This window comes from Streptomyces sp. NPDC025784 (assembly GCF_055558435.1).
In genome coordinates this window covers 112,773-136,006 of sequence record NZ_JBVHMN010000007.1, presented here as the reverse complement: position 1 = coordinate 136,006, position 23,234 = coordinate 112,773, and the positions used below count along the sequence as shown (strand labels likewise).

Below are 23,234 nucleotides of genomic sequence, written 5' to 3'. Positions count from 1 at the left end.
TACGTGCTCGACATCGGCTACGCCCTCTCCAACCGCTTCCCCGACCCCCCGCAGACCGACTACCGCGGCGCGGACGTGCACGCGCTGCGGCACGACCTCTTCTGCGGAGACGTCTACCTCGCCGACACCAAGGCCGACCGGGAGCTGTCGACGGCCTGGGGCTGGGTGCCGGTCCTGGACTTCGCGTGGGCGCTGTGCGACATCGTGGAGCAGCTCGACCGGGACCCGCTCGGCAGCCGGGCCTCCCGCCCCCAGCAGGCCGAACTGGACTTCACCGAGTCGAGCGACCGCATGCTCTTCGAGCGCCGATTCGGCTGGGTGGACATCGAGGCCGACTGGATGCCCGGCGACGAGGAACCGCTGACCTTCTCGCACTCCGAACTGCGCCGCGAGGCCCGCGACTTCCTGCACGATCTGATCGCCGACCTCACCGACCTGCACGACGACCTCGCCGAGAACCCGGCGATCTGGACGCTCCAGGCCCGCTTCCCCCGCGTCTCGTAGCCCCGGAGCCCCGGGAGCCCGCGCCCGGCACCGACCGGGCGCCGGCGCGGCCCACCGACGCGCCACTCCCCGGCTCCGGCCGCTCCGAGGGCCCTCAGCCCTCCACAGCCCCGCCGTCCACCCGGATTCCCCTCTCGGCCGCCAGCACCGGTGCCAGATCGAGCAGTTGGGTCGGGCTGATCACCGCGCCGGACAGCCGGTCCACACCGCGCGCGATGTCCAGCTCGGCCGCCGCGCGCAGGTCCACGTCCACGAGGGTCGCCCCCGTGAGGTCCGCCCCCTTCAGGACGCAGTCCACGAACTCCACCCGCTCCAGGCGGGCGCCCCCGAAGTCCGGCTCGACCAGCACGCAGCCCTGGAAGACGACGTCCTTGAGGCGCGCCGTGCGCAGATTCAGATAGTCGATCTTGCCGCCGCGGACCAGGACCCGCTCCAGCACGGCGCCGTGCAGCTGCACCCCGCCCAGGCGGGCGTCCACCAACTCGACGTCACGCAGCGTCGACTCGGCGAGATCCGTGCCCACGCCCCGGGCGCCCGTCAGGACCGAGTCCAGCAAGCGCGCGTGGTGCAGCCGGGTCTCGTCCAGCGCGCAGCCCGTCAGCGCGCAGTCCATGAAACGGGCGCCCCCGCCGTCCTGGCCGGCGAAGTCGGTCTGGAGGAACTCCAGCCCGTCGTAGTCCCCGTCGGGCTCCAACTCCCCACCGTCGAAAGGCTCCAGCGGGGGCAGCCGGATCTCCGGACGCCGCGCTGCCTTCACACCGGCCCCGGCACCCCCGCCCGCCCCGCGTGTCCCGCTCTTGCCGCCCGTCGCTCGCCTCGCCATGGCCCCATCCTGCACGGCGCCACTGACAAACGTCCTGACCTGCGAAGACGCCACCTATGTCACATTCCGGGGTGCTCGATCGGTCGTATGCGCAGAAGAGGAGCACCGGACAGCCGGCAGCGGACGACGACGCGAGGGAGACCCCAGTCATGCATCACATCACCGTCATCGGCGGTGGCTTCGCCGGACTCACCGCGGCCATCACCGCCGCCGAGGCGGGCGCCAAGGTCACCGTGCACGAGGCGCATCACACGCTCGGCGGCCGGGCCCGCACCGCCGAGGGCCCGTACCGGACCAACGAGGGACCGCACGCCCTCTACAGCGGCGGCCCGCACTGGACCTGGCTCAAGCAGCGCGACCTGATCGGGCCGCTGGCGCCGATCCCGCCCCTGGAGGCCGCGCGGCTGCGGCTGCACCACAGGGGCGCCCTGCGGCGCACCCCGCCCTTCGCGATGCTCAAGCTGCTGCGCCGCGCCTCTCGGCAGGCGCCCGTGGACGTCGACTTCATGACCTGGGCCACGGCGGAGGCGGGCGAGGAGGGCGCGCGGGCCGCCGCGAACTACTCCGCCGTGGCCCTCTTCCACCACGACCCCGGAGCACTGTCCGCCGCGTTCGTGCAGGAACGGCTGCGCCGCGCCATGAGGCTGCCCCCGGAAGCGCACTACCCGCGCGGCGGCTGGGCGAGCGTCATCGACCGGATGGCGGCGCGGGCGTGGAACCTCGGTGTGCGCATGGAGACGCTGTCCCGCGTGGACGAGGTCCCCGTGAACCGTGGTCCGGTCGTCGTCGCCACCTCCCTCGACGCGGCACGGCGTCTCCTCGGCGACCCGTCGCTGACCTGGACCGGCGGCCGTACCGCGCTCGTCGACCTGGCCCTGCGCACCCGCCGCGGCGACGCGTTCGCGGTCTCCGACCTGGACGCGCCCGGCTGGATCGAGCGGTTCACCGCGCAGGACCGCACTCTCGCCCCGGCCGGCGAGCAGCTGCTCCAGGGACAGATCCCCATCGCACCGCACGAGTCCAGGGCCGACGGCGTGGCCCGTGCCGAGCACCTGCTCGACCTCGCCTTCGACGGCTGGCGCGACCGGCTCGTGTGGCGGCGCGAGGCCGTGGCGAACGGCCGGACCGGCGCGGTGGACCTGCCCGGGACCAGCTGGCGCGACCGGCCGCGGATCGACCGCGGCGACGGCGTGTACCTGGCGGGCGACCAGGTCGCGGCCCCGGGGGTGCTCTCGGAGGTGTCCTTCAACAGCGCCCTCGAATCCGTGGCTCTCGCCCTGCGGATCCGGCAGCGCCTTGACCTCAAGCATGCTTGAGGTTGAAGGCTGGCGCGTACAGAAACCGACGCGGGGCGCCCGACGACGAGGCGCCCGGGAGGAGCCCACCATGCACGCCGTCCGCCTGCACGCCTTCGGTCCGGCCGAGAACCTCACCTACGAGAAGGCCGAGGACCCCGAGCCGGGACCCGGCCAGGTCCGTATCGCCGTCGCCGCGGCGGGCGTCCACCTCCTCGACGCCGCCCTGCGCGAAGGTGCGCAGGGCCCTGCCCCCGAGCCCACCCCGCTGCCGACGATCCCGGGCCGCGAGGTCGCGGGCACCGTCGAGTCCATCGGCGAGGGCGTCGCCGCGCTCTGGCTGGGCAGGCGCGTCGTCGCCCACCTCGGCTTCGCACCCGGCGGCTACGCGGAGCTCGCCGTCACGGACGCCGACCGCCTCCACGAGATCCCGCAGAACCTGGACTTCGCCCAGGCCGTCGCCATGATCGGAACGGGCCGCACGGCCATGGGCATCGTGCAGTTCACCGACCTCGGCCCCGGCTCCGTGGCCGTCGTGCCCGCCGCGGCGGGCGGCATCGGCACCCTCCTCGTGCAGTACGCGCGGCACGCGGGAGCCACCGTGATCGGCCTCGCGGGCGGGCCCGAGAAGGTGGCCCGGGTCCGTGCCAACGGCGCCGACCTGGCCGTCGACTACACGGACTCCGCCTGGCCCGGGCACGTGCGCGACTTCCTCGGCACCCGCACGGCGACGGTCGTCTTCGACGGGGTCGGCGGCGACGTCGCCCGCGCCGCCGTCGCCCTCCTCGGCCCGGGCGGCCGGCACATCGTCTTCGGCTGGTCCGGCGAAGGTATCAAGGACGGCTCCGCCTATCTCGTCGACGGCGTCTCCGAACAGGTCCTCGGCCCGGCGATGCTGCGGAAGGCGGGTGGTCCCAGCCCCGTACGCACCCTGGAACTGCGCGCCCTCGCCGAAGCCGCCGCGGGCCGCCTCGCCCCGGCCGTCACCCGCTTCCCGCTCGCCGAGGCGGCCGCCGCGCACCGGGCCCTGGAGTCCCGGGGCACGATCGGGAAGGTGGTGCTGGAGCCGTGACCAGGCACCGGACCGGAGATGCGACCCCTACCGATCCATGGTCTTCTGGGCAAGTGAGCCGCACCCGAACAGGTGAATCCGCCGCTCCCGCAGGTGCCCCGGGCACCGACCCCCACCGCTGGTGGGGCCTGGTGATCATCGCCCTCGCTCAGCTGATGGTCGTGCTCGACGCCACCATCGTGAACATCGCTCTCCCCTCCGCACAGCACGACCTGGGCATGTCCGACGGCAACAGGCAGTGGGTCATCACTGCGTACACCCTGGCCTTCGGCGGTCTGCTGCTGCTCGGCGGCCGGATCGCGGACCTGGCCGGCCGCAAACGCACCTTCGTCATCGGGCTCATCGGCTTCGCGGGCGCGTCCGCGCTGGGCGGCGCCGCCACCGGCCCCGGCATGCTCTTCGGCGCCCGCGCGCTCCAGGGCGCCTTCGCCGCCGTGCTGGCCCCCTCGGCGCTCAGCCTGCTGACCACCACGTTCACCGACCCGAGGGAACGCGGGAAGGCCTTCGGCATCTACGGCGCGCTGGCCGGTTCGGGCTCGGCGATCGGCTTCATCGCGGGCGGCCTGCTGACCGAGTACCTGAACTGGCGCTGGTGCCTGTACGTCAACATCCCGATCGCCGTCGCCGCGGTCATCGGCGCGTACGCGCTGCTGCGCGACAGCCCGGCGCAGAAGGGCGCCCGGCTCGACGTCCTCGGCGCGGTGCTGGGCTGCGGCGGGCTGGTCTCGCTCGTCTACGGCTTCAGCGAGGCGGAGCCGCGCGGCTGGACGGACCCGCTGGTGCTGTCGCTGTTCGCGCTCGCCGTCGTGCTGCTGGCCGCCTTCGTCCGCTGGCAGACGAGGGCCCCGAGCCCGCTGCTGCCGCTGCACATCGTCAAGGACCGCAACCGCGCCGGCTGCTTCCTGACGATGACCCTCGCCGTCATCGGCATGTTCGGCATGTTCCTGTTCCTGACCTACTACCTCCAGGTCGTCCTGGGCTACTCGCCCGTACGGACGGGGCTGGCCTTCCTGCCCCTGACGGTCGCGATCATCATCGGCTCGACGCAGATATCGGCCCGGCTGCTGCCCCGTGTGGCGCCCCGCGTGCTGATGGTCCCCGGCACGGTCCTCGCGGCCGGCGGCATGTTCCTCTTCACCCGGATCACGGTCGACTCCGCGTACGCGAGCCGGCTGCTGCCCGGACTGATCCTGATGGGCCTCGGCATGGGCCTGATCTTCATGCCGATCTTCGCCACCGCGACCGCCGGGGTGGCCCCGCGGGACTCCGGCGTGACCTCCGCGACCGTCAACACCTCTCAGCAGGTCGGCGGTTCGATCGGCACCGCGCTGCTGAACACCGTCGCCACCACCAGCGGCACGGCGTTCGTCGCCGCCCACCTCGGCGATGCCGCACACCGGGAGCTGGTCGTGCGGGAGGGCATCGTGCACGGCTACACCGTCGCCATCTGGTGGGCCGTCGGCATCATGCTCCTGGCCGGGCTGGTCGCGGGCCTCATGGTCACCGCGAAGCCCTCCGCACGCCTCCCCTCGAAAGCACCGGTGCCGGAATCGGTGGGGTGACGGCACCCCGGCGGGGCGGCCGCGGCCCGGCTCCGGCCGGTCAGTGCCGCCCGGCCACCCGGTCCGCCACCTGCGCCAGACGCGACGACCGCGCGCTGTGCGTGGTCAGCTCGCGGCGGTCCGCCGTGCGGTACGTCGCGTACATCCCGTGCACACCGATCCAGCGCAGCGGCTCCGGCTCCCACTTGCGGACCTTGTGGCCGACCCACGGCAGCCCGGTCAGGTCGGTCGCGCCCGACTGGCCCGAGTCCTGCTGGACCAGATCGCGCAGGGTGCGCGCGGCGAGGTTGGTGGTGGCGACCCCGGAGCCGACGTACCCGCCGGCCCAGCCGAGGCCCGTGGAGCGGTCCAGGGTCACGGTGGCGCACCAGTCGCGGGGCACCCCCAGCACCCCCGACCATGCGTGCTCCACCCGCACGCCCGCCAGCGACGGGAAGAAGCGCACGAGGATCTCGCGCAGGGCCTCGACGGTCGCCGGCTGGGTGCGCCCGTCGTTGTCGGTGCGCGAGCCGAAGCGGTACGGGACCCCGCGCCCGCCCAGCGCGATGCGGTCGTCGGCGGTGCGCTGCGCGTACATGTACGCGTGCGCCATGTCGCCGAGCGTCTCGCGGCCCTCCCAGCCGATGGCCTCCCACTGCTCCGGCGCCAGGCGCTCCGTCGCGATCATCGAGGAGTTCATGGGCAGCCAGGTGCGCTTCTGGCCCCTGAGGCTCGCGGTGAAGCCCTCCGTGCAGCGCAGCACGTACGGCGCGCGGACGGTCCCGTACGGCGTCACCGCGTGCTTGGGCCGGATCTCCGTCACGGGTGTCTGCTCGTGGATGGTGACTCCGAGCTCCTCGACGGCCGCCGCGAGCCCCTTCACCAGCTTCACCGGGTGCAGCCGGGCCCCGTGCGGGGTCCATGTCGAGCCGACCGCGTCCGCGACCCGCACCCGCGCGGCGGTCTCCCGGGCGCCGTACAGTTCGCGGTCCTTCTCGCCGTACGACAGCTCGTGCTCGTGGAAGGCCTTCAGCCGTGCCAGCTGGGCGGGCGTGTAGGCCACTTCGAGAACACCGCCCTGGTGGATGTCGGCGTCGATGCCCTCCTGCGAGGCGACGCGCACCACCTCGGCGACGGTGTCGTTCATCGCCCGCTGCAGGCGTACGGCCGCCTCGTGACCGTGCAGCTTCGCGTACCGGTCGCGGCCCGCGATGCCGTTGTAGAGCCAGCCGCCGTTGCGCCCCGAGGCCCCGTACCCGCAGAACTTCTGCTCCAGCACCGTGACGCGGAGGAAGGGCGCCGCCTTCTTCAGGTAGTACGCGGTCCACAGGCCGGTGTATCCGCCGCCGACGATGACGACGTCGGCGGTCGCGTCGCCGGGGAGGGGCTCCCGCGTCAGGGGGAGGCCGTCGTCCGCGTACCAGAAGGAGATGCCGCCGTTGACGACACCGCTGTCTGCGCTGCTCATGGCCGGGACGTTAACGCCTCAGCGCGGCCAGTGTCTCCTTCGGATTCCATGCTTTTCCGCGGCCCAGGGTCAGCGGCCGACAGGCCAGACCGATCAGCACCGCGATGAAATGCCCGAAATCGGTGAAGGTGGGGCTGACCGTGAGCGGAGCGGCGTAGCCCAGCAGGACGACACCGGCGTACGCGTACCGCCACGGCGGGGCGATCCGGTACGTCAGGACGGCGATCACCCCCGCCAGCGCGTAACTCACCCCGATGTCGAGCGTGTTGAGCGCCGAGTACGGGGCGATCCCCTCGTTGACCGCCCGCAGCAGGGCGCCCTCGCTGGCGAGCGTCGCCAGGACGTGCGCGGCGACGCACACGACGAGCCAGCGCGCGGTGCCCAGCCAGCGTTCGGCCTGCGCGTGGAAGACCGTGTAGAGGGCGGCGTACGGCAGCCAGTGCCCGCTGTCGATCCACATCGCGCTGGAGATCAGCACCCGCAGCGGATCGTTCGACAGCTCGTGGATGTTGGTCGAGCGCTGCCGCAGGAAGTTCTCCTCGAAATCCGGCGACATACGGTGCAGGGCGACCGTGGTGACGAACAGGACCAGCAGCCAGATGTACGTCCCCGGGGCGCTGCGGACGTAGGCGCGCGCAGTCCCCATGCCGGTGCGGACGCGGGCGCGCACTCCTCCCAGGCCACCGCGGACGCGGGCGCGCACTCCGGCCGGGCCGCCCCGTTCCGCGCCACGGCCCCGGCTCCTCGTGCTCGCGACCCGGTTCACACCGGCAAGTATGGTCGGCAAGGTGATCGACGTGCCTGGCGAGCTGGCGGCCGCGCAGGAGAAGTTCAACGGCGCCGCGGGCCGCGCGTTCGTCGCCGGCCTGCCCCGGCGGGCGGCCCACTTCCTCGGCCTGTGGGGTCTGAGCATCGACGGGCCCGCCATGCACGGGGTGAGCGCGCTGGTCCTTCCGGTGGTACGCCACGGCTCCCCTCCGGGCGGCGAGCACGGCGGTCCGGCACGGGCCGCGCTCAAACTCCAGCTCCTCGACGAGGAGAGCGCCGGTGAGCCCGTCGCCCTGCGCCTGTGGGACGGCGACGGATCCGTCCGGCTCCTGGAACACGACGCGTCCACCTGCACGCTCCTGCTCGAACGGCTCGACGAGACACGCCTGCTGACCGGCCTGCCGGACGCCCGCGAGGCCGTCCTCGTCATCGCCGGACTGCTCGCCCGCCTCACCGCCGTACCCGCTCCCGCCGGACTGCGCCGACTGGGGGACATCGCCCACGCCATGCTGGAACAGGTCCCGTGGGCGCTGGCACGCGTCCCCGACCCGGCCGACCGCCGACTGGTCCGGGACTGCGCCGCCGCGGTGCGCGAGGTGCTGCCCGAGCCCGGCGACCGGCTCCTGCACTGGGACCTGCACTTCGACAACGTCCTCGGCTCCGACCGCGCCGACTGGCTGGCCATCGACCCGAAACCGCTGGCGGGCGACCCGGGCTTCGACCTGCTGCCGGCCCTCGGCAACCGCTACGACCCCGGCGAGGTGCGCTGGCGCTTCGACGCGCTGACCGGCGTCCTCGGCCTCGACCGCGAGCGCGCCCGCGCCTGGACGCTGGCCCGGGTACTGCAGAACTGCCTGTGGGAGATCGCGGACGGGCACCCGCCGGACGCCGTGCAGCTGGAGATCGGACGCCTGCTGCGCGGGTGACCCCGGGACGCGCACGCCGGGTCCGGCTGGACCCGTACGCACGGACGTCGCCCACGCCTCGCTCAGTGGTCGATGCCGCCCAGCAAGAAGAGGAGCGGAGTCAGGAGGCTCGCGACGGCATTCAGGGTGAGCGCCGCGAGGACGACGAACAAGAGGATCACCCCGAGCGTCCACTTGAAGCGGTCACCGGCCTCACGAAGCCGACTCCACACCGATACCTCGTCAGTCACGGGACCTCCCGCCGGGGCTGCAGAAACGGTCGGCACGGCAGAGGGCGACTGCCGTCGAGAACCACCGTCAACGCCCCCGTGATCCATGATCACGGGGGCGTTGACCCTGGTAGGGCATTGAGCCCCCTGTCGGATTCGAACCGACGACCTTCGCTTTACAAGAGCGGCGCTCTGACCAGCTGAGCTAAGGAGGCCTGCACGCGCGCCCAGCGCGGGCGTGCCCGTGCAGTGTACCCACCTCCCCGTCGGGCCCCGTCGAAAATTTCCGCGAAGTTCACAGGGCTCCGGGTGCTGACAGACCACGTGAACGCCAGGTAGCGTCCTGACCCAGTTCACCCTTGTGGACTACACCACCACCTTTACAACGGATCGTCCGGCACGTTCCTGCCGGTGAAGGGGGCCCATTCACATGGCCACTGTCTCGTTCGACAAGGCGACCCGGATCTACCCGGGTTCCGAGAAGCCCGCCGTCGACGGCCTGGACATCGAGATCGCCGACGGCGAGTTCCTCGTCCTCGTCGGTCCGTCCGGCTGCGGCAAGTCCACCTCGCTCCGCATGCTCGCGGGGCTCGAGGACGTCAACGGCGGAGCCATCCGCATCGGCGACCGCGACGTCACGCACCTGCCGCCCAAGGACCGGGACATCGCGATGGTGTTCCAGAACTACGCGCTCTACCCGCACATGACGGTCGCCGACAACATGGGCTTCGCGCTCAAGATCGCCGGCGTGCCGAAGGCGGAGATCCGCCAGAAGGTCGAGGACGCGGCGAAGATCCTCGACCTCACCGAGTACCTCGGCCGCAAGCCGAAGGCCCTCTCCGGCGGTCAGCGCCAGCGTGTCGCCATGGGTCGCGCCATCGTGCGTGAACCCCAGGTCTTCCTCATGGACGAGCCGCTGTCGAACCTCGACGCCAAGCTCCGTGTCTCGACCCGTACGCAGATCGCGTCGCTCCAGCGCCGCCTCGGCATCACCACCGTCTACGTCACCCACGACCAGGTCGAGGCCATGACGATGGGCGACCGCGTGGCGGTGCTCAAGGACGGTCTGCTCCAGCAGGTCGACTCGCCGCGCAACATGTACGACCGCCCGGCCAACCTCTTCGTCGCCGGCTTCATCGGCTCCCCGGCCATGAACCTGGTCGAGGTCCCGATCACCGACGGCGGCGTGAAGTTCGGCAACAGCGTCGTCCCGGTCAACCGCGAGGCCCTCAAGGCCGCCGCCGACAAGGGCGACCGCACGGTCACCGTCGGCGTCCGCCCCGAGCACTTCGACATCGTCGAGCAGAACGGCGGCGCCGCGAAGGCCCTCTCCAAGGAGACCGAGGACGCCCCGGCCGGCCTCGCCGTGTCGGTGAACGTGGTCGAGGAGCTCGGCGCCGACGGCTACGTCTACGGCAGCGCCAAGGTCGGCGACGAGCACAAGGACCTCGTCGTCCGCGTCAGCGGCCGCGCGGTCCCGGAGAAGGGCGCCACGCTGCACGTCGTGCCGCGTCCAGGCGAGACCCACGTGTTCTCCACCTCGACGGGTGAGCGTCTCTCCGACTGACAACCGCCGAGGCGGATTCCACACCCGTAGGGGTGGAATTCACCCAAGTTGACGAAGAGGGCCCCGCAGCCTGCTGCGGGGCCCTCTTCGTTGTCGACAAATACCCCGGCAGACCGGGCATTTCGATACGTGTGCGTCAACCCACTACCCAAAGAACGCCGATTTCCCATCCCCCGAACCGGTGACTAAATGTCGCCAAATCATCACCCCGCGCTACCCTCACTCGCGTGAAGCACTCCACCACTAACCAACGGACCCGGCGTGGCCGTGGCCCCGCCCGCCGGATCGGCCGCACCCTCGCCCTCGTTCTGCCTGTCGTCCTGGTGCTCTCCGGGACCCTCGCGGTCACCCGAGTCAACTGGTCGGGGAATCCCGCGGACTCGGTGCTCACCGCGGCCGAAGCCTCGCCGGCGGACGTCTCCACCCGGGCCGCCTCCCGCACTCCCCAGGACGTCCTGCGCGACAAGCTTCTCCTGGAGCTCCAGGAGAAGGATCCCGGCGTCGCCCTCACCCACCTCCAGGAAGCCGTGAACGGACGGCCGTCGCTGGCCAAGCACTGCGTCTCCATCGCCCGCGCGCTGGGCCGGGCCGCCGTCCGCGCCTACGGCCCGACGCGCGCCCAGTCCTTCGCCCGCCCGGTGTGCGACACCTCGTTCGCGTCCGGGGTCGCGACCACCCGTCTCTGAACCGCGGCGCTCCCCCGCGCAACGGGCGGGGGCAGCCGGCCGACGGCCGTCGCGAACGGCCCGTTCAGGGCCGCCGGGGAACGGCTGGTTAAGGAACGGTTGCCACCGGAAGCCACGAGCGGGGCGCCACGTACAGTTCGGGCATGACCGATCCGAACGCCGCGTCGCGCCCCGTTCAAGCCGTTGTCCTGGCCGGCGGCCAGGGATCCCGGCTGCGCCCGTACACCGACGACCGGCCCAAGCCGATGGTCGAGATCCCCGGCACCGGGACCCCGATCATCGGACACCAGCTGACCTGGCTCGCCGAGGAGGGCGTCACCGACGTCGTCATCTCCTGCGGCCATCTCGCCGACGTCCTGCAGAAGTGGCTGGACTCGGCGGACCTCCCGGTCACCGTCAAGACGGTCGTCGAGACCGAGCCGCTCGGCCGCGGCGGCGGCCTCAAGTACGCCGCCGCGCACCTCCCTCACCCCGACAGGCCCTGGTACGCGACGAACGGCGACATCTGGACCCGTTTCTCGCTGCGCGAGATGGCGGACTTCCACGCCGAGCGCGACGCCGTCGCGACCCTCGCGCTGGCCCGGCCGCGCATCCCGTGGGGCGCCGTGCAGACCGACGGGTTCGGCCACATCACGGACTTCATCGAGGCCCCGCCCTCCACGTTCGAGATCAACGCGGGTGTCTACGTCTTCTCGCCGGAGTTCGCCGACCTGCTCCCCGAGCGCGGCGACCACGAGCGCACCACGTTCCCGCACCTGGCCCGCGAACGCCGCCTGGCCGGCTTCCCGATCCCCCAGGGCGCCTACTGGCGCGCCATCGACACGGCGAAGGACCTGACCGAGGCGGCCAAGGAGCTCGCGGCTCTGGGGCGCTGAGCGGCCCCCGCCCGGCCACACCCCGTACGACGACGAGGGGCCCCGCACGCTGTTCGGTGCGGGGCCCCTCGTCGTCGTGGCCGGACGGCGTCCACCCCGGTGACGGGGCGTCGGACCGACGGCCGGTGGGGTCAGCCCAGCAGGCCGCCCACCAGGCCCGGCTGACCGCCGGAGGAGCTGCCGCCGCCGCTGCCGGAGCCGCCGCCCGTCGAACCTCCGGTGGTGCCGCCGCTCGCGGTGCCGCCACCGGACGTCGGTCCCGCGCTGGTGCTCGGGGCCCGGTCCACCGGGGAGGACTGCTGGGGCGGCGCCTGGCCGGTGCCCTGGGTCTGGCTGGGGCCGCTGGTGACCGTGCCGCTGCCGCGGGTCGCGCCCGGCGTGGTGGCCGCCGCGCCCGACGGGGACGAGGAGCTGCCCTGCGTGGGCGCCTCGGAGGAGGCCGACGGGGACGCCTTGTGGTGGCGCTCGCCGGGCGACTCGGGGAGCGGGGAGCCGGGCAGTTCGTTGCGCGGCGCCTCACCGGGGCCGGGCACCACGACGCGGCCGGCGTCGCGGACGGCACCGCCGAGGAGGGAGCCGATGAGCAGGGTGAGGCCGACGACGACGGTCGACACGAGCGCGCCGCGGCGCAGCACGCGCCGTCGCAGCTCCCCGAGCTCCGCGCGCGGCCCGAGCGTGCGCCACGCCTCGCCGGACAGGCGTCCGTCGACGGAGTAGACGGGGGCCCCGGCGATGATCAGCGGGGACCAGGCGGCGAGGTAGATGATGTCCGGCGCGTCGTAGGCGGGCACCGTCTTCCAGCTCACGGTGACGATGAGGGCGGCGGACAGCATCGCGCCGACGACGGCGGCGACCCGCTGCCACAGCCCGAGCACCGTGAGGACGCCGACGATGACCTGGAAGAAGGCGATGACGAGACCGGCGCCGACGGGGTGCTGGAGCGCGAACTGCCGCAGCGGCTCGGCGACTTCCCAGGGGTGCAGGGTGTCGAGCCACTTCACCATGGAGCCGCGCTTGCCGCCGTCGAAGTAGACGGGGTCGCAGAGCTTGCCCATGCCGGCGTAGATGGAGATGAATCCGAGGAAGACGCGCAGCGGGAGCAGCACGACCCCGAGGTTCATGCGGCGGCCGGGGTAGTAGGCGTGCCGGACGCTCCCGGAGGAGGCGCCCGACGCCGCCCTGGAGCCGCGTCGTCCGTCCTGGTCCTCGTCGTCCGCTTCGTCGAGTTCGTCCTCGTACTCGTACTCGTATGCGTACTCGTCGAACTGGTCGTCGGTGTAAGGAGGTTCGTCGTAGGCGCTGCCCACGGTGCGCATGCGCGGCAGCAGCCGGGCCTCACCGGCTTCCGGGGTGCGCCGGCTGTCGACGATGGGCGTCTCGACCGTGTCGACGCCCATGCCGGCCTCGTAGCCCGGGTGTTCGCCGACGCGCGGGATGACCTGGGTCGCCCCGGCGTCGGCCGGGCCCACGCTGGAGCCGCGCACGGCCTGGAGCAGCCGGTGGGCGCCGGTGTCGTCCGGGGCGGACCGCCCGCTCCAGACGACGGGTGCGCGGCGGCGGCCCCCGGCCGCCGACCCCGCTCTGCCCGCCGCGCCGACGGCAGGGAAGCGCGCGGCGTCGCCGGTGGAGCTCAAGTGCCGCGCGATGCGCGGAGATGGTTTCCGCGCCGGGGCGCCTAGCTGCACGCGGAAGCTCGCATGATTGACGATGACCTGCGCCGGATCGCTCGGCACCTTCACCATGCTCAGCGCGGGAGCGTCGTCGAATCCCGACGAGCGGTCCCCCGTGGGTGTGCGGGGTGTTCTGGTGTCCACACTCATCTAACCGAGTGATGTGTGTTTAGGACACTGCTTTGACCGCACCGATCTGTCCGGACCGCGTCAAGGTCGTCCCGAACGTCCGGATCGACCCACGGGGGTGACGACGCGCACGCTTGTTCAGGCGCGCCGCCGTGCCGCCTCGTACAGCACAACTCCCGCCGCGACACCGGCGTTCAGCGACTCGGCGCCACCCGGCATCGGGATCCGCACCCGGAAGTCGCAGGTCTCGCCGACGAGTCGGGAGAGTCCCTTGCCCTCGCTGCCGACGACGATCACCACGGGGCCGCCGAGTGCTTCGATTTCGCCGAGCTCGACCTCACCGTCCGCGGCGAGGCCGACGACCATGAGGCCCGCCTTCTTGTACGCCTCCAGGGCGCGGGTCAGGTTGGAGGCACGGGCGACCGGGGTGCGGGCCGCGGTGCCCGCGGACGTCTTCCAGGCGCCCGCGGTCATGCCGGCCGCGCGCCGCTCGGGCACCACGACACCGTGGCCGCCGAACGCGGAGACGGACCGCACCACGGCGCCCAGGTTGCGCGGGTCGGTCACCCCGTCGAGGGCGACGATCAGCGGGTCGGCGCCCTCGTCGTACGCGGCGGCGGCGAGGTCCTCGGGGTGCGCGTACTCGTACGGCGGGACCTGGAGGACGAGACCCTGGTGGTTGAGCCCGTTGGTCATGCGGTCGAGCTCGGTTCGCGGGGCCTCCATCAAGTGGATGCCACCGCGCTCGCCGGCGAGCTGGAGCGCCTCGCGCACCCGCTCGTCGTTGTCGATGAACTGCTGGACGTACAGCGTCGTGGCGGGCACGCCCTCGCGCAGCGCCTCCACGACGGGGTTGCGGCCGACGACCATCTCGGAGGCGCCCTTGCCGCCCCGGCCGCGCGGCGCGGGACGGCGCTGCGCCTGCTTGGTCTTGGCGGAGGCGATGCGGTTCTTCTTGTGTCCCTTGCGCATCTCGGCGGGCGGCGTCGGGCCCTTGCCCTCCAGGCCACGGCGCCGCTGACCGCCACTGCCGATCTGCGCGCCCTTCTTGCCGGACATGCGGCGGTTGTTAGCGGCCATGACCTACCTGTCTGTGTGAAGCGTGCGTATGTACGTATATGAAGTGTGCCGCCCGGAGGCCCGGGCGGCACAATCGATCAAGGTCGACGCAGCGGGCCGCTAGCGCGGTCCGAGCGTCCAGCGCGGCCCCTGGGGGCTGTCCTCGATCACGAGACCCGACTGGTTGAGCTGGTCGCGGATCGCGTCGGCGGTCGTCCAGTCCTTGCGGCCGCGAGCCGCCTCGCGCTGCTGGAGCACGAGACGTACGAGGGTGTCGACGACGCCGTGCAGGTCCTCGCCCCGGTCGCCCTCGCCGGCCCACTGCGCCTCCAGCGGGTCGAGTCCGAGGACGCCGAGCATGGCCCTGACCTCGGCGAGGCGCGCGACGGCGGCCTCCTTGTCGTCGGCGGCCAGGGCGGAGTTCCCCTGACGCACCGTGGTGTGCACCACGGCGAGCGCCTGCGGGACGCCCAGGTCGTCGTCCATGGCCTCCGCGAAGGCGGGCGGCACCTCGTCGGCCGGGGCCACGACCCCGCCCGCCTTCTCCACCACGCGCTGCACGAAGCCCTCGATGCGCGCGAACGCCGACTCGGCCTCGCGCAGGGCCTCTTCGCTGTACTCGATCATCGAGCGGTAGTGCGGAGTGCCCAGGTAGTACCGCAGCACGATGGGCCGCCACCGCTTGGTCATCTCGCTCACGAGCACCGAGTTGCCGAGCGACTTCGACATCTTCTCGCCGCTCATGGTGACCCAGGCGTTGTGCACCCAGTACTTGGCGAACTCGTCGCCGAAGGCCTTGGCCTGCGCGATCTCGTTCTCGTGGTGGGGGAAGATCAGGTCGATCCCGCCGCCGTGGATGTCGAACGCGGAGCCCAGGTACTTGTGGGCCATGGCGGAGCACTCCAGGTGCCAGCCGGGGCGTCCGCGGCCCCACGGCGTCTCCCAGCTCGGCTCCCCCGGCTTCGCCGCCTTCCACATGGCGAAGTCCCGCAGGTCGCGCTTGCCGGTCTCGCCCTCGCCGGACGGCTGGAGCATGTTGTCCAGCTCCTGGTTGGACAGCGACAGATACCCCTCGAACGAGCGCACGTCGAAGTAGACGTTGCCGTCGGCCTCGTAGGCGTGGCCGCGTTCGATGAGCCCGCGCATCATCTCGACCATCTCGGTGATGTGGCCGGTGGCACGCGGTTCGTAGGTGGGCGGGAGGCAGCCGAGGGCGTCGTAGCCGTCGTTGAAGGCGCGCTCGTTCTCGTAGCCGATGGACCACCACGGGCGGCCCTGCTCGGCCGACTTGGTGATGATCTTGTCGTCGATGTCCGTGACGTTCCTGATGAACGTCACGTCGTAGCCGCGGTACTCGAACCAGCGGCGCATGATGTCGAAGTTGAGACCCGAGCGGATGTGCCCGATGTGCGGCGCTGCCTGCACGGTGGCACCACACAGGTAGATCGAGACGCAACCCGGCACGAGCGGGGTGAAGTCACGGATCTGCCGGGCGCTGGTGTCGTACAGGCGAATAGTCACCACTCCAGGGTAGTGGCCCCCGGGTAGTGCCCCGCGACCCTTCCGGCTCAAGGGGCACGTATTCGTGACATGGAGGGGTGACACCCGGGCAAGTCGGGCCCGTACCGGGGGTCCGAAGGGTGACACCCCGGCAAGTCGGTGCTGCTCCGGGGTTCCCGGCTGCCTCAGCCGGTGCGCACCACCAGCGCCGTGGCGACCGCCATCAGTCCCTCGTCGCGACCGGGGAAGCCGAGACCGTCCGTCGTGGCACCGGAGACCGACACGGGCGCCCCGACCGCCTCCGACAGCAGCTTCTGCGCCTCCTCGCGGCGCTTGCCGATCTTCGGACGGGGGCCGACGACCTGCACGGCGACGTTGCCGACGGTGAAGCCCGCCTCGCGGACGATCCGGGCCGCCTCGGTCAGCAGCGTGACGCCCGAGGCGCCGGCCCACTCGGGCCGCCCGGTCCCGAAGTGGGCGCCGAGGTCACCGAGCCCGGCCGCCGAGAACAGCGCGTTGCACGCGGCGTGCGCGACGACGTCGGCGTCGGAGTGGCCGGCGAGCCCAGGGCCCTCCCCGTCCCACTTCAGGCCGGCGCACCACAGCTCGCGGCCCTCCTCGAAGGCGTGGATGTCGGTGCCGATCCCGACGAGCGGGATCACGGGTGCCTCAGAAGCCATCGTTGAGCCTCCGTCGCGCGAGAACCGCCTCGGCGAGGACGAGGTCCAGGGGACGCGTCACCTTGAACGCCTCCTCGTGTCCGGGCACGACCACGACCTGCAGCCCCAGCTGCTCGACCATGCCGGCGTCGTCGGTCACGTCGTCCGTCACGGTCTCGTGGGCCCGCACGAGCGTGTCGCGGTCGAAGCCCTGCGGCGTCTGAACGGCGCGCAGCCGCGCCCGCGCGGGCGTGGCGACGACCGGCTCGGGCTCCCCGGGGACGGCCGCGGGCTCGACCTCCTTGACGGTGTCGGCGAGCGGCAGGGCCGGTACGACGGCGGGGGCGCCGTCGCGTACCGCCTCGATGACGGCGTCCACGGTGTCGACGGGCACGAGGGGGCGGGCCGCGTCGTGCACCAGGACGATGTCGATGCCGGGTGGCAGCGCGTCGAGCCCGTACTTCACGGACTCCTGGCGGCTGTCGCCGCCGGGGACGACGAGGAAGTCGGTCTTCCCCCAGCTGCCGCTGGGGTTGTCCCCGGGCAGGGCGTGCGTGTCGAGCAGCGCCTTCACCTCGGCCGCGCCGTCGGGCGGGGCCACGACGACGACCAGGGACACGGCGCGGGACGCGGCCATCGCGCGTACCGCGTGGATGAGCATGGGGGTGCCGTTCAGCGCGCGGAGCGCTTTGGGGGCGCCTGGACCGAGGCGCACGCCCCGGCCGGCGGCCGGAATCACGACCGCGGTACGTGCGCCCGACGGCGAAGGGCGCGAATCGTCAGACATCGGTTCCTGTCAGGTTTGTGTGCTCGGCCTTGATGGGTATGGCCCTGGGGGTAACCCCCGGCTCACCGAGCTCGGGGGAGTGCCGGGCGCGACGCCTCGACCGGAACCCTTCCGTGACATCCGGTCGAGCGACTGCACGGGCCCGGCACGCCAGTATCGGGTACTTCGGTCACCCGGGACCGGATTCCCGGGTGAACACCGAGTGGGCGCGGGTGAAAGACTTCCGCGGGTACGAACATGCCGCAGCGCCCGGCGACAGCAAATGCGTCATCGGGCACCGCGGCATTTCGTTGCGCAGCTGCGCGGGCGTGTGCGTAGTCGGGAGGACCGCCGTCAAAAGGCGACCGTCTCGGCGACCGCGGCCTGCGTCAGGACGCGAGAACCTCGTCGAGCAGGGCCTCGGCCTTGTCCTCGTTCGTGTTCTCCGCGAGAGCGAGCTCGCTCACCAGGATCTGGCGGGCCTTGGCGAGCATGCGCTTCTCACCGGCGGAGAGTCCGCGCTCGCGCTCGCGACGCCACAGGTCACGCACGACTTCCGCGACCTTGATGACATCGCCGGAGGCGAGCTTCTCCAGATTTGCCTTGTAGCGACGCGACCAGTTCGTGGGCTCCTCGGCGTACGGCGCGCGCAGCACCTCGAAGACCCGGTCCAGCCCGTCCTGACCGACCACATCACGCACGCCGACGAACTCCGCATTGTCCGCTGGCACACGCACCGTCAGGTCGCCCTGGGCGACCTTCAGCACCAAGTAGGTCTTGTCCACGCCTTTGATCTGGCGAGTTTCGATGGCCTCGATCAGCGCGGCCCCGTGATGGGGATAGACCACGGTGTCGCCAACCTTGAACGTCATGTGACAGGTACCCCTTCCGTGGCTATCCAGGGTAACACGGATACGGCGTCTTCTGAATGGCGTTTTCGCAGGTCAGGGCATATCTCGGGGCTTGACAACCACAACAGGAACGTGCTGCGAGGGGCGAGCGGAAGAGGGTATTCGCAGGTCGGAGCCGCTGTCCAGGGGGAGCGAAACGCGCACGTTACACACAACGAGAGCCCCTGACCAGCGTCCGAACATCCCGTTTTGTCCCGCTCCAAGGGTGCGACTTCCGCTACTCCGTTCGAGGAGCGGAGCCGAGTACGGGTCGAATCCGGAATTGATCAAGAAGGCCCATGATCGACCGCCGATCCGGCCGCCATCCGGCCGCGATCAACCGCCGTTCAGTCCGTGATCGATTTTAGAGAGCGCCGAGCATTCCTTCACCCTCTTACGACGCCTTACGGGAAAATCCGCAAGCCGATGACGGGGGAACTTATGTGAATGGCGGACCAGCGTGTCACCAAAACAGTCCCGCCGCGTCCGTGAAGTGTGCGACGGACGCGCCGGGCACCCCGCGCGGCGGAGCCCGTCGACGCTTAGAGGCGGGTCGGGTGCGGTGGCGTGGGAACGGCTCGGTAACCTAAGGCCGCTGACAGACCCTTAGGGCGGCTTTACAACGAAGTCGCCCTGCTTCGCCCACGTTCAAGGAGTTGCCGCCGCCGTGAGCAGCAGCCTTCGACGCGGCGCTCTCGCCGCCGCCGCCATCGCGTTCTCGATCGCCTCGCTCGCCGCGTGCGGTGCCGGCAGCAACGCACAGACGCTGGAGGTCAAGCCCGACAACGCGGCCACCTCCGTCGGCACCATCAAGATCCAGAACGCCACCGTGATCACACAGCCCGACCTCCAGTCGACGGGCCCCGCCGTGATCTCCGCGACCATCTTCAACAACGGCCGCACCCCGCAGACGCTGGACTCGATCACCGTCGCCGAGACGAACAAGACGGCCACGATCTCGCCCGCCAAGGGCTCCGGCAAGCTGACCATCCCCGCCGGCGGCTCCGTCGTCATCGGCGGCAAGGGCAACGCCTCCGCGGTCCTCGACAACAGCAGCGAGGCCGTCCAGGACGGCAACGCCCAGAAGGTCACCTTCAGCTTCAGCAGCACCGGGGACGTGAGCCTGCGCGCCTTCGTCGTCCCGGCCGAGAGCTACTTCTCCAAGTGGGGCCCGAGCGACATCCCGGCGGCCCCGGGAGCCTCCAAGACCGCCACGGCGACCACCAAGCCGTCCGGCAGCGCGACCGGCACGCCGTCCGGGTCCGCCACGGGCAAGCCCACGGACGCCGCCTCGTCGAGCGCGACGGCCACGGCGACCGCCACGGGCACGGCGACCGCCTCGGCCGGTCACTGACCTGTCCCTACGACGAAGGGCGGGACCCCCGGAAAAGGGGTCCCGCCCTTCGTCGTACTCGCGCGACCGGGCCGCCGCGACGGCACCGCGCCTCACACGCGCCCGGACGTGAGGCCGGTCTACGGCTCGAACTTGTAGCCGAGGCCACGCACCGTCACCAGGTACCGCGGCGCACCCGGGTCGGGCTCGATCTTCGCGCGCAGCCGCTTCACGTGGACGTCGAGCGTCTTGGTGTCGCCCACGTAGTCGGCGCCCCAGACCCGGTCGATGAGCTGCATGCGGGTCAGCACCCGGCCCGCGTTGCGCAGCAGCATCTCCAGCAGGTCGAACTCCTTCAGCGGGAGGTCGACCTTGGAGCCGGAGACGGTGACCACGTGGCGGTCGACGTCCATGCGGACCGGTCCGGCCTCCAGGGCGGCCGGGGTGACCTCCTCGGGCTCCCCGCGGCGCCGCAGGACGGCGCGGATGCGGGCGACCAGCTCACGGGAGGAGAACGGCTTGGTGACGTAGTCGTCGGCTCCTATTTCGAGCCCCACGACCTTGTCGATCTCACTGTCCTTGGCGGTGACCATGATCACCGGAACGTTGGAGCGGCCGCGCAGCTGACGGCACACCTCCGTGCCGGGCAGGCCCGGCAGCATCAGGTCGAGGAGGACGAGGTCGGCGCCGTTGCGCTCGAACTCGTCGAGTCCGTCGGGCCCGGTGGTCGCGATGGCGACCTCGAAGCCCTCCTTGCGAAGCATGTACGACAGGGCGTCGGAGAAGGACTCCTCGTCCTCGACGACGAGCACACGGGTCACGGAAGGACCTCCGGGGCAGGAAGCGGTTCGTACGGGGATGAGACGGTGGTCGTCCCGTCGGGCTGCCCGGTCTCGTCCTCGTCGTCGAGTCCGGGCATGTGGTGTTCGTGCGCACGGTCGCGGGCCGCGCCCGCCTCCGGCAGCCGCAGGGTGAACGTGGAGCCCTGACCCTCGGAGCTCCAGACCGTGACCTCTCCCGCGTGCGAGGCGGCCACGTGCTTGACGATCGCGAGGCCGAGGCCCGTACCGCCGGTCTGGCGGGAACGGGCCGGGTCCACGCGGTAGAAGCGCTCGAAGATGCGCTCCTTGTCCTTGTCGGAGATGCCGATTCCCTGGTCGGTCACGGCGATCTCGATGAGGTCCCCGCCCGGCGCGGTCACCCTGCGTGCGGCTATGCCCACACGGGTACGGGCCGGGGAGTAGTTGACGGCGTTCTCGACGAGGTTGCCGAGGGCCGCGGCCAGCTGGCCGCGGTTCCCCCAGATGCTCAGGTCGGCGGTGCCGCCCGCGGCCATGGTGATCTGCTTGGTGCCGGCCTGGTGGCGGCACCGGTCGATCGCCTCGGCGACGAGCTCGTCGACACGCACCGGCTCGGCGTCCTCCAAGGGGTCGTCGTTCTGCACCCGTGACAGGTCGATGAGCTCCTGGACCAGGTTGGTCAGCCGGGTGGCCTCTATCTGCATGCGCCCGGCGAAGCGCTCCACCGCCTCCGGATCGTCCGAGGCGTCCATGACCGCCTCGGAGAGCAGGGAGAGGGCGCCCACCGGGGTCTTGAGCTCATGGCTGACGTTCGCGACGAAGTCGCGCCGCACGGCCTCGATGCGCCGGGCCTCCGTCAGGTCCTCCACGAGCAGGAGCACGAGCCGCGAGCCGAGCGGTGCCACGCGGGCGGAGACGGCGAGGGCCTCGCCGCGGCCCGTCCCGCGCCGCGGGAGGTCCAGCTCGACCTGGCGTATCTCCCCGTCGCGGCGGGTGTCACGTGCCATCTGGAGCATCGGCTCCACGGACAGCTTGCCGCCGCGCACCAGCCCGAGCGCGTACGCTGCCGAGCTGGCCTTGACCACGGCGTCCGCCTCGTCGAGCACGACGGCGGAGGACCGGAGCACGGAGAGCACGGTGTCGACACCCGGCGGAAGCACCGGGTCCGTGTGCAGTGAAGTACGGGTAGGGCGTTTCTGGTCGCGCTCGCTCCAGCGGAACGCCAGCATGGCGATGACACCGGTGAGCACTCCGGCGATCGCTGCCGCTGCGGCGACCGCCGCGTTCACGTCCATGCGTCCAGGTTAGGCATGCCGTCATGCCTGGCCACAGCCATCACAGTGCGACCTCGAACACTCGTCGCCCAGAGTTCACCTGGGAGCCAGGGTCGGTTCACTTGAGGTGACGGAAACGGACGCGTACGGGCCGGAACGTGGGAGCGTGGGGTTCATGGGGCCTGTCCGAGGTCAGGGCCCTGCCCCCGGACCCCCAAGCCGACGTGAGAGAGGGACAACCAGATGCGGGACGCGTACCACGAGGAACTGGACTCGATCGGCGAGGGCCTGGTCGAGATGGCCCGGCTCGTCGGGTCGGCGATCGGGCGCGCCACGACGGCCATCCTCGACACCGACCTGAAGCTCGCCGAGAGTGTGATCGCGGCCGACCAGAAGGTCGACGATCTGCAGCACGACCTGGAGGCCCGGGCGATAGCGCTGCTGGCCCGGCAGCAGCCGGTGGCGACGGACCTGCGCATCGTCGTCACGTCCCTGCGCATGTCGGCGGACCTGGAGCGCTCCGGCGACCTGGCCCAGCACGTCGCGAAGCTGGCCCGACTGCGCTTCCCGGAGCGCGCGGTCCCCAGCGACCTGCACGCCACCGTCCTGGAGATGGGCCAGCTCGCCCAGCGCCTGATGGCCAAGGCCGCCGAGGTCGTCATCACCAAGGACGTCGACCTGGCCCTCCAGCTGGAGCAGGACGACGACGAGATGGACCTGCTGCACCGCACGCTCTTCCAGCACCTGCTGGACGACCGCTGGAAGCACGGCATCGAGACGGCCGTCGACGTCACGCTGCTGGGCCGCTACTACGAGCGCTTCGCCGACCACGCGGTCTCGGTCGCCAAGCGGGTGGTGTACCTGGTCACGGGCGAGCACGCGGACGACCTCCAGCAGGACATCCAGCCGGTGACGGGAGTCGAGGGGGCCTGATCAGAGGCCTCGCGGGGGCCTGACCGGGGTCCTGCGGGCGGCACGACCGGATCCCTGCGGGGGCTCGGCCAGGGTCCCCGCAGGAACTCGGTCACGGCCCACGGCCGGGGCTCGATCTGGGTTCTGCGGGGGCTCGATCGGGGTTCGTCCGGCGGTCGTCGTCCCGCTGTGGGGCGCGTGTGCACCTCAATGCGCCGTTGATGCGCCTGCCGCACTGGGCATGAAATGGGCGACAGGAGCTGTGCGGTGCAGTGTGCCTCGCACGCCTTCGCGCCTGAAGGAGGGACCTATGGCCGAATCGCCCAGCACGCCCGACCCCACGCAGGACCGCGACACCCAGCAGCCCGCCGAGATCAAGAGCCTCCCACTGTTCGGAGCCTGCGGATGCGGCTCCGGCTGCGGGTGCGGCTGCCAGTCGGGCAATCCGTGCCAGTGCGGCTGACCGAGTAGGACGGCGAAGGGCCCCGCTCGTGCGAGCGGGGCCCTT

Annotated in this window: 23 protein-coding genes and 1 tRNA gene; 11 read left to right on the top strand and 13 right to left on the bottom strand. The window is 71.7% G+C overall.

Annotated elements, in window-relative coordinates:
• The first annotated feature begins 3 nt into the window (after nucleotides 1–3).
• The gene (locus ACZ4IF_RS17930; RefSeq protein WP_359488676.1) at nucleotides 4–504 is read left to right on the top strand and encodes a hypothetical protein; all 501 of its coding nucleotides are present in this window, start codon (nucleotides 4–6) and stop codon (nucleotides 502–504) included.
• 94 nt (nucleotides 505–598) lie between these two features.
• On the opposite strand, the gene ACZ4IF_RS17925 is transcribed toward ACZ4IF_RS17930, so the two are convergent.
• On the bottom strand, nucleotides 599–1,327 hold the full coding sequence (locus ACZ4IF_RS17925; protein ID WP_467563919.1) for a pentapeptide repeat-containing protein: 729 nt from the start codon (nucleotides 1,325–1,327) through the stop codon (nucleotides 599–601).
• 149 nt (nucleotides 1,328–1,476) lie between these two features.
• On the opposite strand from ACZ4IF_RS17925, the gene ACZ4IF_RS17920 reads away from it, so the two are divergent.
• From ACZ4IF_RS17920 to ACZ4IF_RS17910, 3 genes are all read left to right on the top strand, one after another.
• A complete protein-coding gene (locus ACZ4IF_RS17920) occupies nucleotides 1,477–2,643 on the top strand; it encodes an FAD-dependent oxidoreductase (protein WP_467563917.1) in 1,167 nt (388 codons plus the stop codon).
• 70 nt (nucleotides 2,644–2,713) lie between these two features.
• Entirely contained in the window at nucleotides 2,714–3,694 is a 981-nt protein-coding gene (locus tag ACZ4IF_RS17915) for a zinc-binding dehydrogenase (protein ID WP_467563915.1), read from the top strand.
• Nucleotides 3,695–3,747: 53 nt separating this feature from the next.
• Nucleotides 3,748–5,256, top strand: coding sequence for an MFS transporter (locus ACZ4IF_RS17910; protein ID WP_467563913.1), 1,509 nt, complete (start codon nucleotides 3,748–3,750; stop codon nucleotides 5,254–5,256).
• 40 nt (nucleotides 5,257–5,296) lie between these two features.
• Here ACZ4IF_RS17910 and ACZ4IF_RS17905 read toward each other — a convergent pair whose 3' ends face one another.
• Both ACZ4IF_RS17905 and ACZ4IF_RS17900 read right to left on the bottom strand, forming a co-directional pair.
• Complete coding sequence (locus ACZ4IF_RS17905; protein ID WP_467563911.1) at nucleotides 5,297–6,703, bottom strand: NAD(P)/FAD-dependent oxidoreductase; 1,407 nt, start codon at nucleotides 6,701–6,703, stop codon at nucleotides 5,297–5,299.
• A 10-nt stretch (nucleotides 6,704–6,713) separates the two neighbouring features.
• The gene (locus ACZ4IF_RS17900; protein ID WP_467564284.1) at nucleotides 6,714–7,349 is read right to left on the bottom strand and encodes a rhomboid-like protein; all 636 of its coding nucleotides are present in this window, start codon (nucleotides 7,347–7,349) and stop codon (nucleotides 6,714–6,716) included.
• 130 nt (nucleotides 7,350–7,479) lie between these two features.
• Between ACZ4IF_RS17900 and ACZ4IF_RS17895 the strand changes: the two genes are divergently transcribed.
• Nucleotides 7,480–8,397 (top strand): aminoglycoside phosphotransferase family protein, encoded by a 918-nt coding sequence (locus ACZ4IF_RS17895; protein ID WP_467563909.1) that lies wholly within the window; start codon nucleotides 7,480–7,482, stop codon nucleotides 8,395–8,397.
• A gap of 62 nt (nucleotides 8,398–8,459) precedes the next feature.
• Here the strand turns inward: ACZ4IF_RS17895 and ACZ4IF_RS17890 are convergent, their stop codons facing one another.
• Both ACZ4IF_RS17890 and ACZ4IF_RS17885 read right to left on the bottom strand, forming a co-directional pair.
• A complete protein-coding gene (locus tag ACZ4IF_RS17890) occupies nucleotides 8,460–8,627 on the bottom strand; it encodes a hypothetical protein (protein ID WP_467563907.1) in 168 nt (55 codons plus the stop codon).
• A 120-nt stretch (nucleotides 8,628–8,747) separates the two neighbouring features.
• Nucleotides 8,748–8,821, bottom strand: a tRNA-Thr gene (locus ACZ4IF_RS17885).
• A 215-nt stretch (nucleotides 8,822–9,036) separates the two neighbouring features.
• Here ACZ4IF_RS17885 and ACZ4IF_RS17880 point away from each other — a divergent pair.
• The 3 genes from ACZ4IF_RS17880 (at nucleotide 9,037) to ACZ4IF_RS17870 (ending at nucleotide 11,734) form a co-directional block, all read left to right on the top strand.
• Nucleotides 9,037–10,173 carry an ABC transporter ATP-binding protein gene (locus tag ACZ4IF_RS17880; RefSeq protein ID WP_095935142.1) on the top strand — a complete coding sequence of 379 codons (1,137 nt, stop codon included), beginning with the start codon at nucleotides 9,037–9,039 and terminating at the stop codon, nucleotides 10,171–10,173.
• Nucleotides 10,174–10,400: 227 nt separating this feature from the next.
• A complete protein-coding gene (locus ACZ4IF_RS17875; RefSeq protein WP_467563905.1) occupies nucleotides 10,401–10,859 on the top strand; it encodes a hypothetical protein in 459 nt (152 codons plus the stop codon).
• Between the two features lie 143 nt (nucleotides 10,860–11,002).
• Nucleotides 11,003–11,734 carry a nucleotidyltransferase family protein gene (locus tag ACZ4IF_RS17870; RefSeq protein ID WP_028805686.1) on the top strand — a complete coding sequence of 244 codons (732 nt, stop codon included), beginning with the start codon at nucleotides 11,003–11,005 and terminating at the stop codon, nucleotides 11,732–11,734.
• 131 nt (nucleotides 11,735–11,865) lie between these two features.
• Here ACZ4IF_RS17870 and ACZ4IF_RS17865 read toward each other — a convergent pair whose 3' ends face one another.
• From ACZ4IF_RS17865 to ACZ4IF_RS17840, 6 genes are all read right to left on the bottom strand, one after another.
• Entirely contained in the window at nucleotides 11,866–13,554 is a 1,689-nt protein-coding gene (locus ACZ4IF_RS17865) for a DoxX family protein (protein ID WP_467563903.1), read from the bottom strand.
• 117 nt (nucleotides 13,555–13,671) lie between these two features.
• Nucleotides 13,672–14,613, bottom strand: a complete 942-nt coding sequence (gene rlmB / locus ACZ4IF_RS17860; RefSeq protein WP_467563902.1) for a 23S rRNA (guanosine(2251)-2'-O)-methyltransferase RlmB — start codon at nucleotides 14,611–14,613, stop codon at nucleotides 13,672–13,674.
• A gap of 99 nt (nucleotides 14,614–14,712) precedes the next feature.
• On the bottom strand, nucleotides 14,713–16,113 hold the full coding sequence (gene cysS / locus ACZ4IF_RS17855) for a cysteine--tRNA ligase (protein ID WP_467563900.1): 1,401 nt from the start codon (nucleotides 16,111–16,113) through the stop codon (nucleotides 14,713–14,715).
• A 164-nt stretch (nucleotides 16,114–16,277) separates the two neighbouring features.
• A complete protein-coding gene (ispF, locus tag ACZ4IF_RS17850) occupies nucleotides 16,278–16,772 on the bottom strand; it encodes a 2-C-methyl-D-erythritol 2,4-cyclodiphosphate synthase (protein WP_359488702.1) in 495 nt (164 codons plus the stop codon).
• Nucleotides 16,762–17,538 carry a 2-C-methyl-D-erythritol 4-phosphate cytidylyltransferase gene (ispD, locus tag ACZ4IF_RS17845; RefSeq protein ID WP_467563898.1) on the bottom strand — a complete coding sequence of 259 codons (777 nt, stop codon included), beginning with the start codon at nucleotides 17,536–17,538 and terminating at the stop codon, nucleotides 16,762–16,764. The genes ispF and ispD overlap by 11 nt, the downstream gene beginning before the upstream one ends.
• Nucleotides 17,539–17,906: 368 nt before the next feature.
• Entirely contained in the window at nucleotides 17,907–18,389 is a 483-nt protein-coding gene (locus ACZ4IF_RS17840; RefSeq protein ID WP_003953493.1) for a CarD family transcriptional regulator, read from the bottom strand.
• A gap of 685 nt (nucleotides 18,390–19,074) precedes the next feature.
• Here ACZ4IF_RS17840 and ACZ4IF_RS17835 point away from each other — a divergent pair.
• A complete protein-coding gene (locus ACZ4IF_RS17835; protein ID WP_359488706.1) occupies nucleotides 19,075–19,761 on the top strand; it encodes a copper chaperone PCu(A)C domain-containing protein in 687 nt (228 codons plus the stop codon).
• Nucleotides 19,762–19,880: 119 nt separating this feature from the next.
• Here ACZ4IF_RS17835 and phoP read toward each other — a convergent pair whose 3' ends face one another.
• Complete coding sequence (gene phoP, locus ACZ4IF_RS17830) at nucleotides 19,881–20,552, bottom strand: two-component system response regulator PhoP (protein ID WP_010985401.1); 672 nt, start codon at nucleotides 20,550–20,552, stop codon at nucleotides 19,881–19,883.
• Between the two features lie 5 nt (nucleotides 20,553–20,557).
• Complete coding sequence (phoR, locus tag ACZ4IF_RS17825; RefSeq protein ID WP_359488708.1) at nucleotides 20,558–21,835, bottom strand: two-component system sensor histidine kinase PhoR; 1,278 nt, start codon at nucleotides 21,833–21,835, stop codon at nucleotides 20,558–20,560.
• Between the two features lie 222 nt (nucleotides 21,836–22,057).
• Here phoR and phoU point away from each other — a divergent pair, with 222 nt between their 5' ends.
• Entirely contained in the window at nucleotides 22,058–22,747 is a 690-nt protein-coding gene (gene phoU, locus ACZ4IF_RS17820; RefSeq protein WP_345646714.1) for a phosphate signaling complex protein PhoU, read from the top strand.
• 289 nt (nucleotides 22,748–23,036) lie between these two features.
• A complete protein-coding gene (locus ACZ4IF_RS17815; protein WP_167455652.1) occupies nucleotides 23,037–23,189 on the top strand; it encodes a hypothetical protein in 153 nt (50 codons plus the stop codon).
• Nucleotides 23,190–23,234 lie beyond the last annotated feature (45 nt).

Coding starts and splice junctions, on each gene's coding strand:
- ACZ4IF_RS17925 (WP_467563919.1), bottom strand. CDS start 1,327: ATGGCGAGGCGAGCGACGGGCGGCAAGAGCGGGACACGCGGGGCGGGC.
- rlmB (WP_467563902.1), bottom strand. CDS start 14,613: ATGGCCGCTAACAACCGCCGCATGTCCGGCAAGAAGGGCGCGCAGATC.
- ACZ4IF_RS17895 (WP_467563909.1), top strand. CDS start 7,480: ATGGTCGGCAAGGTGATCGACGTGCCTGGCGAGCTGGCGGCCGCGCAG.
- ACZ4IF_RS17840 (WP_003953493.1), bottom strand. CDS start 18,389: ATGACGTTCAAGGTTGGCGACACCGTGGTCTATCCCCATCACGGGGCC.
- ACZ4IF_RS17920 (WP_467563917.1), top strand. CDS start 1,477: ATGCATCACATCACCGTCATCGGCGGTGGCTTCGCCGGACTCACCGCG.
- ACZ4IF_RS17865 (WP_467563903.1), bottom strand. CDS start 13,554: ATGAGTGTGGACACCAGAACACCCCGCACACCCACGGGGGACCGCTCG.
- ispD (WP_467563898.1), bottom strand. CDS start 17,538: ATGTCTGACGATTCGCGCCCTTCGCCGTCGGGCGCACGTACCGCGGTC.
- ACZ4IF_RS17905 (WP_467563911.1), bottom strand. CDS start 6,703: ATGAGCAGCGCAGACAGCGGTGTCGTCAACGGCGGCATCTCCTTCTGG.
- phoR (WP_359488708.1), bottom strand. CDS start 21,835: ATGGACGTGAACGCGGCGGTCGCCGCAGCGGCAGCGATCGCCGGAGTG.
- ACZ4IF_RS17870 (WP_028805686.1), top strand. CDS start 11,003: ATGACCGATCCGAACGCCGCGTCGCGCCCCGTTCAAGCCGTTGTCCTG.
- ACZ4IF_RS17915 (WP_467563915.1), top strand. CDS start 2,714: ATGCACGCCGTCCGCCTGCACGCCTTCGGTCCGGCCGAGAACCTCACC.
- ACZ4IF_RS17880 (WP_095935142.1), top strand. CDS start 9,037: ATGGCCACTGTCTCGTTCGACAAGGCGACCCGGATCTACCCGGGTTCC.
- phoU (WP_345646714.1), top strand. CDS start 22,058: ATGCGGGACGCGTACCACGAGGAACTGGACTCGATCGGCGAGGGCCTG.
- ACZ4IF_RS17900 (WP_467564284.1), bottom strand. CDS start 7,349: ATGGGGACTGCGCGCGCCTACGTCCGCAGCGCCCCGGGGACGTACATC.
- ACZ4IF_RS17815 (WP_167455652.1), top strand. CDS start 23,037: ATGGCCGAATCGCCCAGCACGCCCGACCCCACGCAGGACCGCGACACC.
- ispF (WP_359488702.1), bottom strand. CDS start 16,772: ATGGCTTCTGAGGCACCCGTGATCCCGCTCGTCGGGATCGGCACCGAC.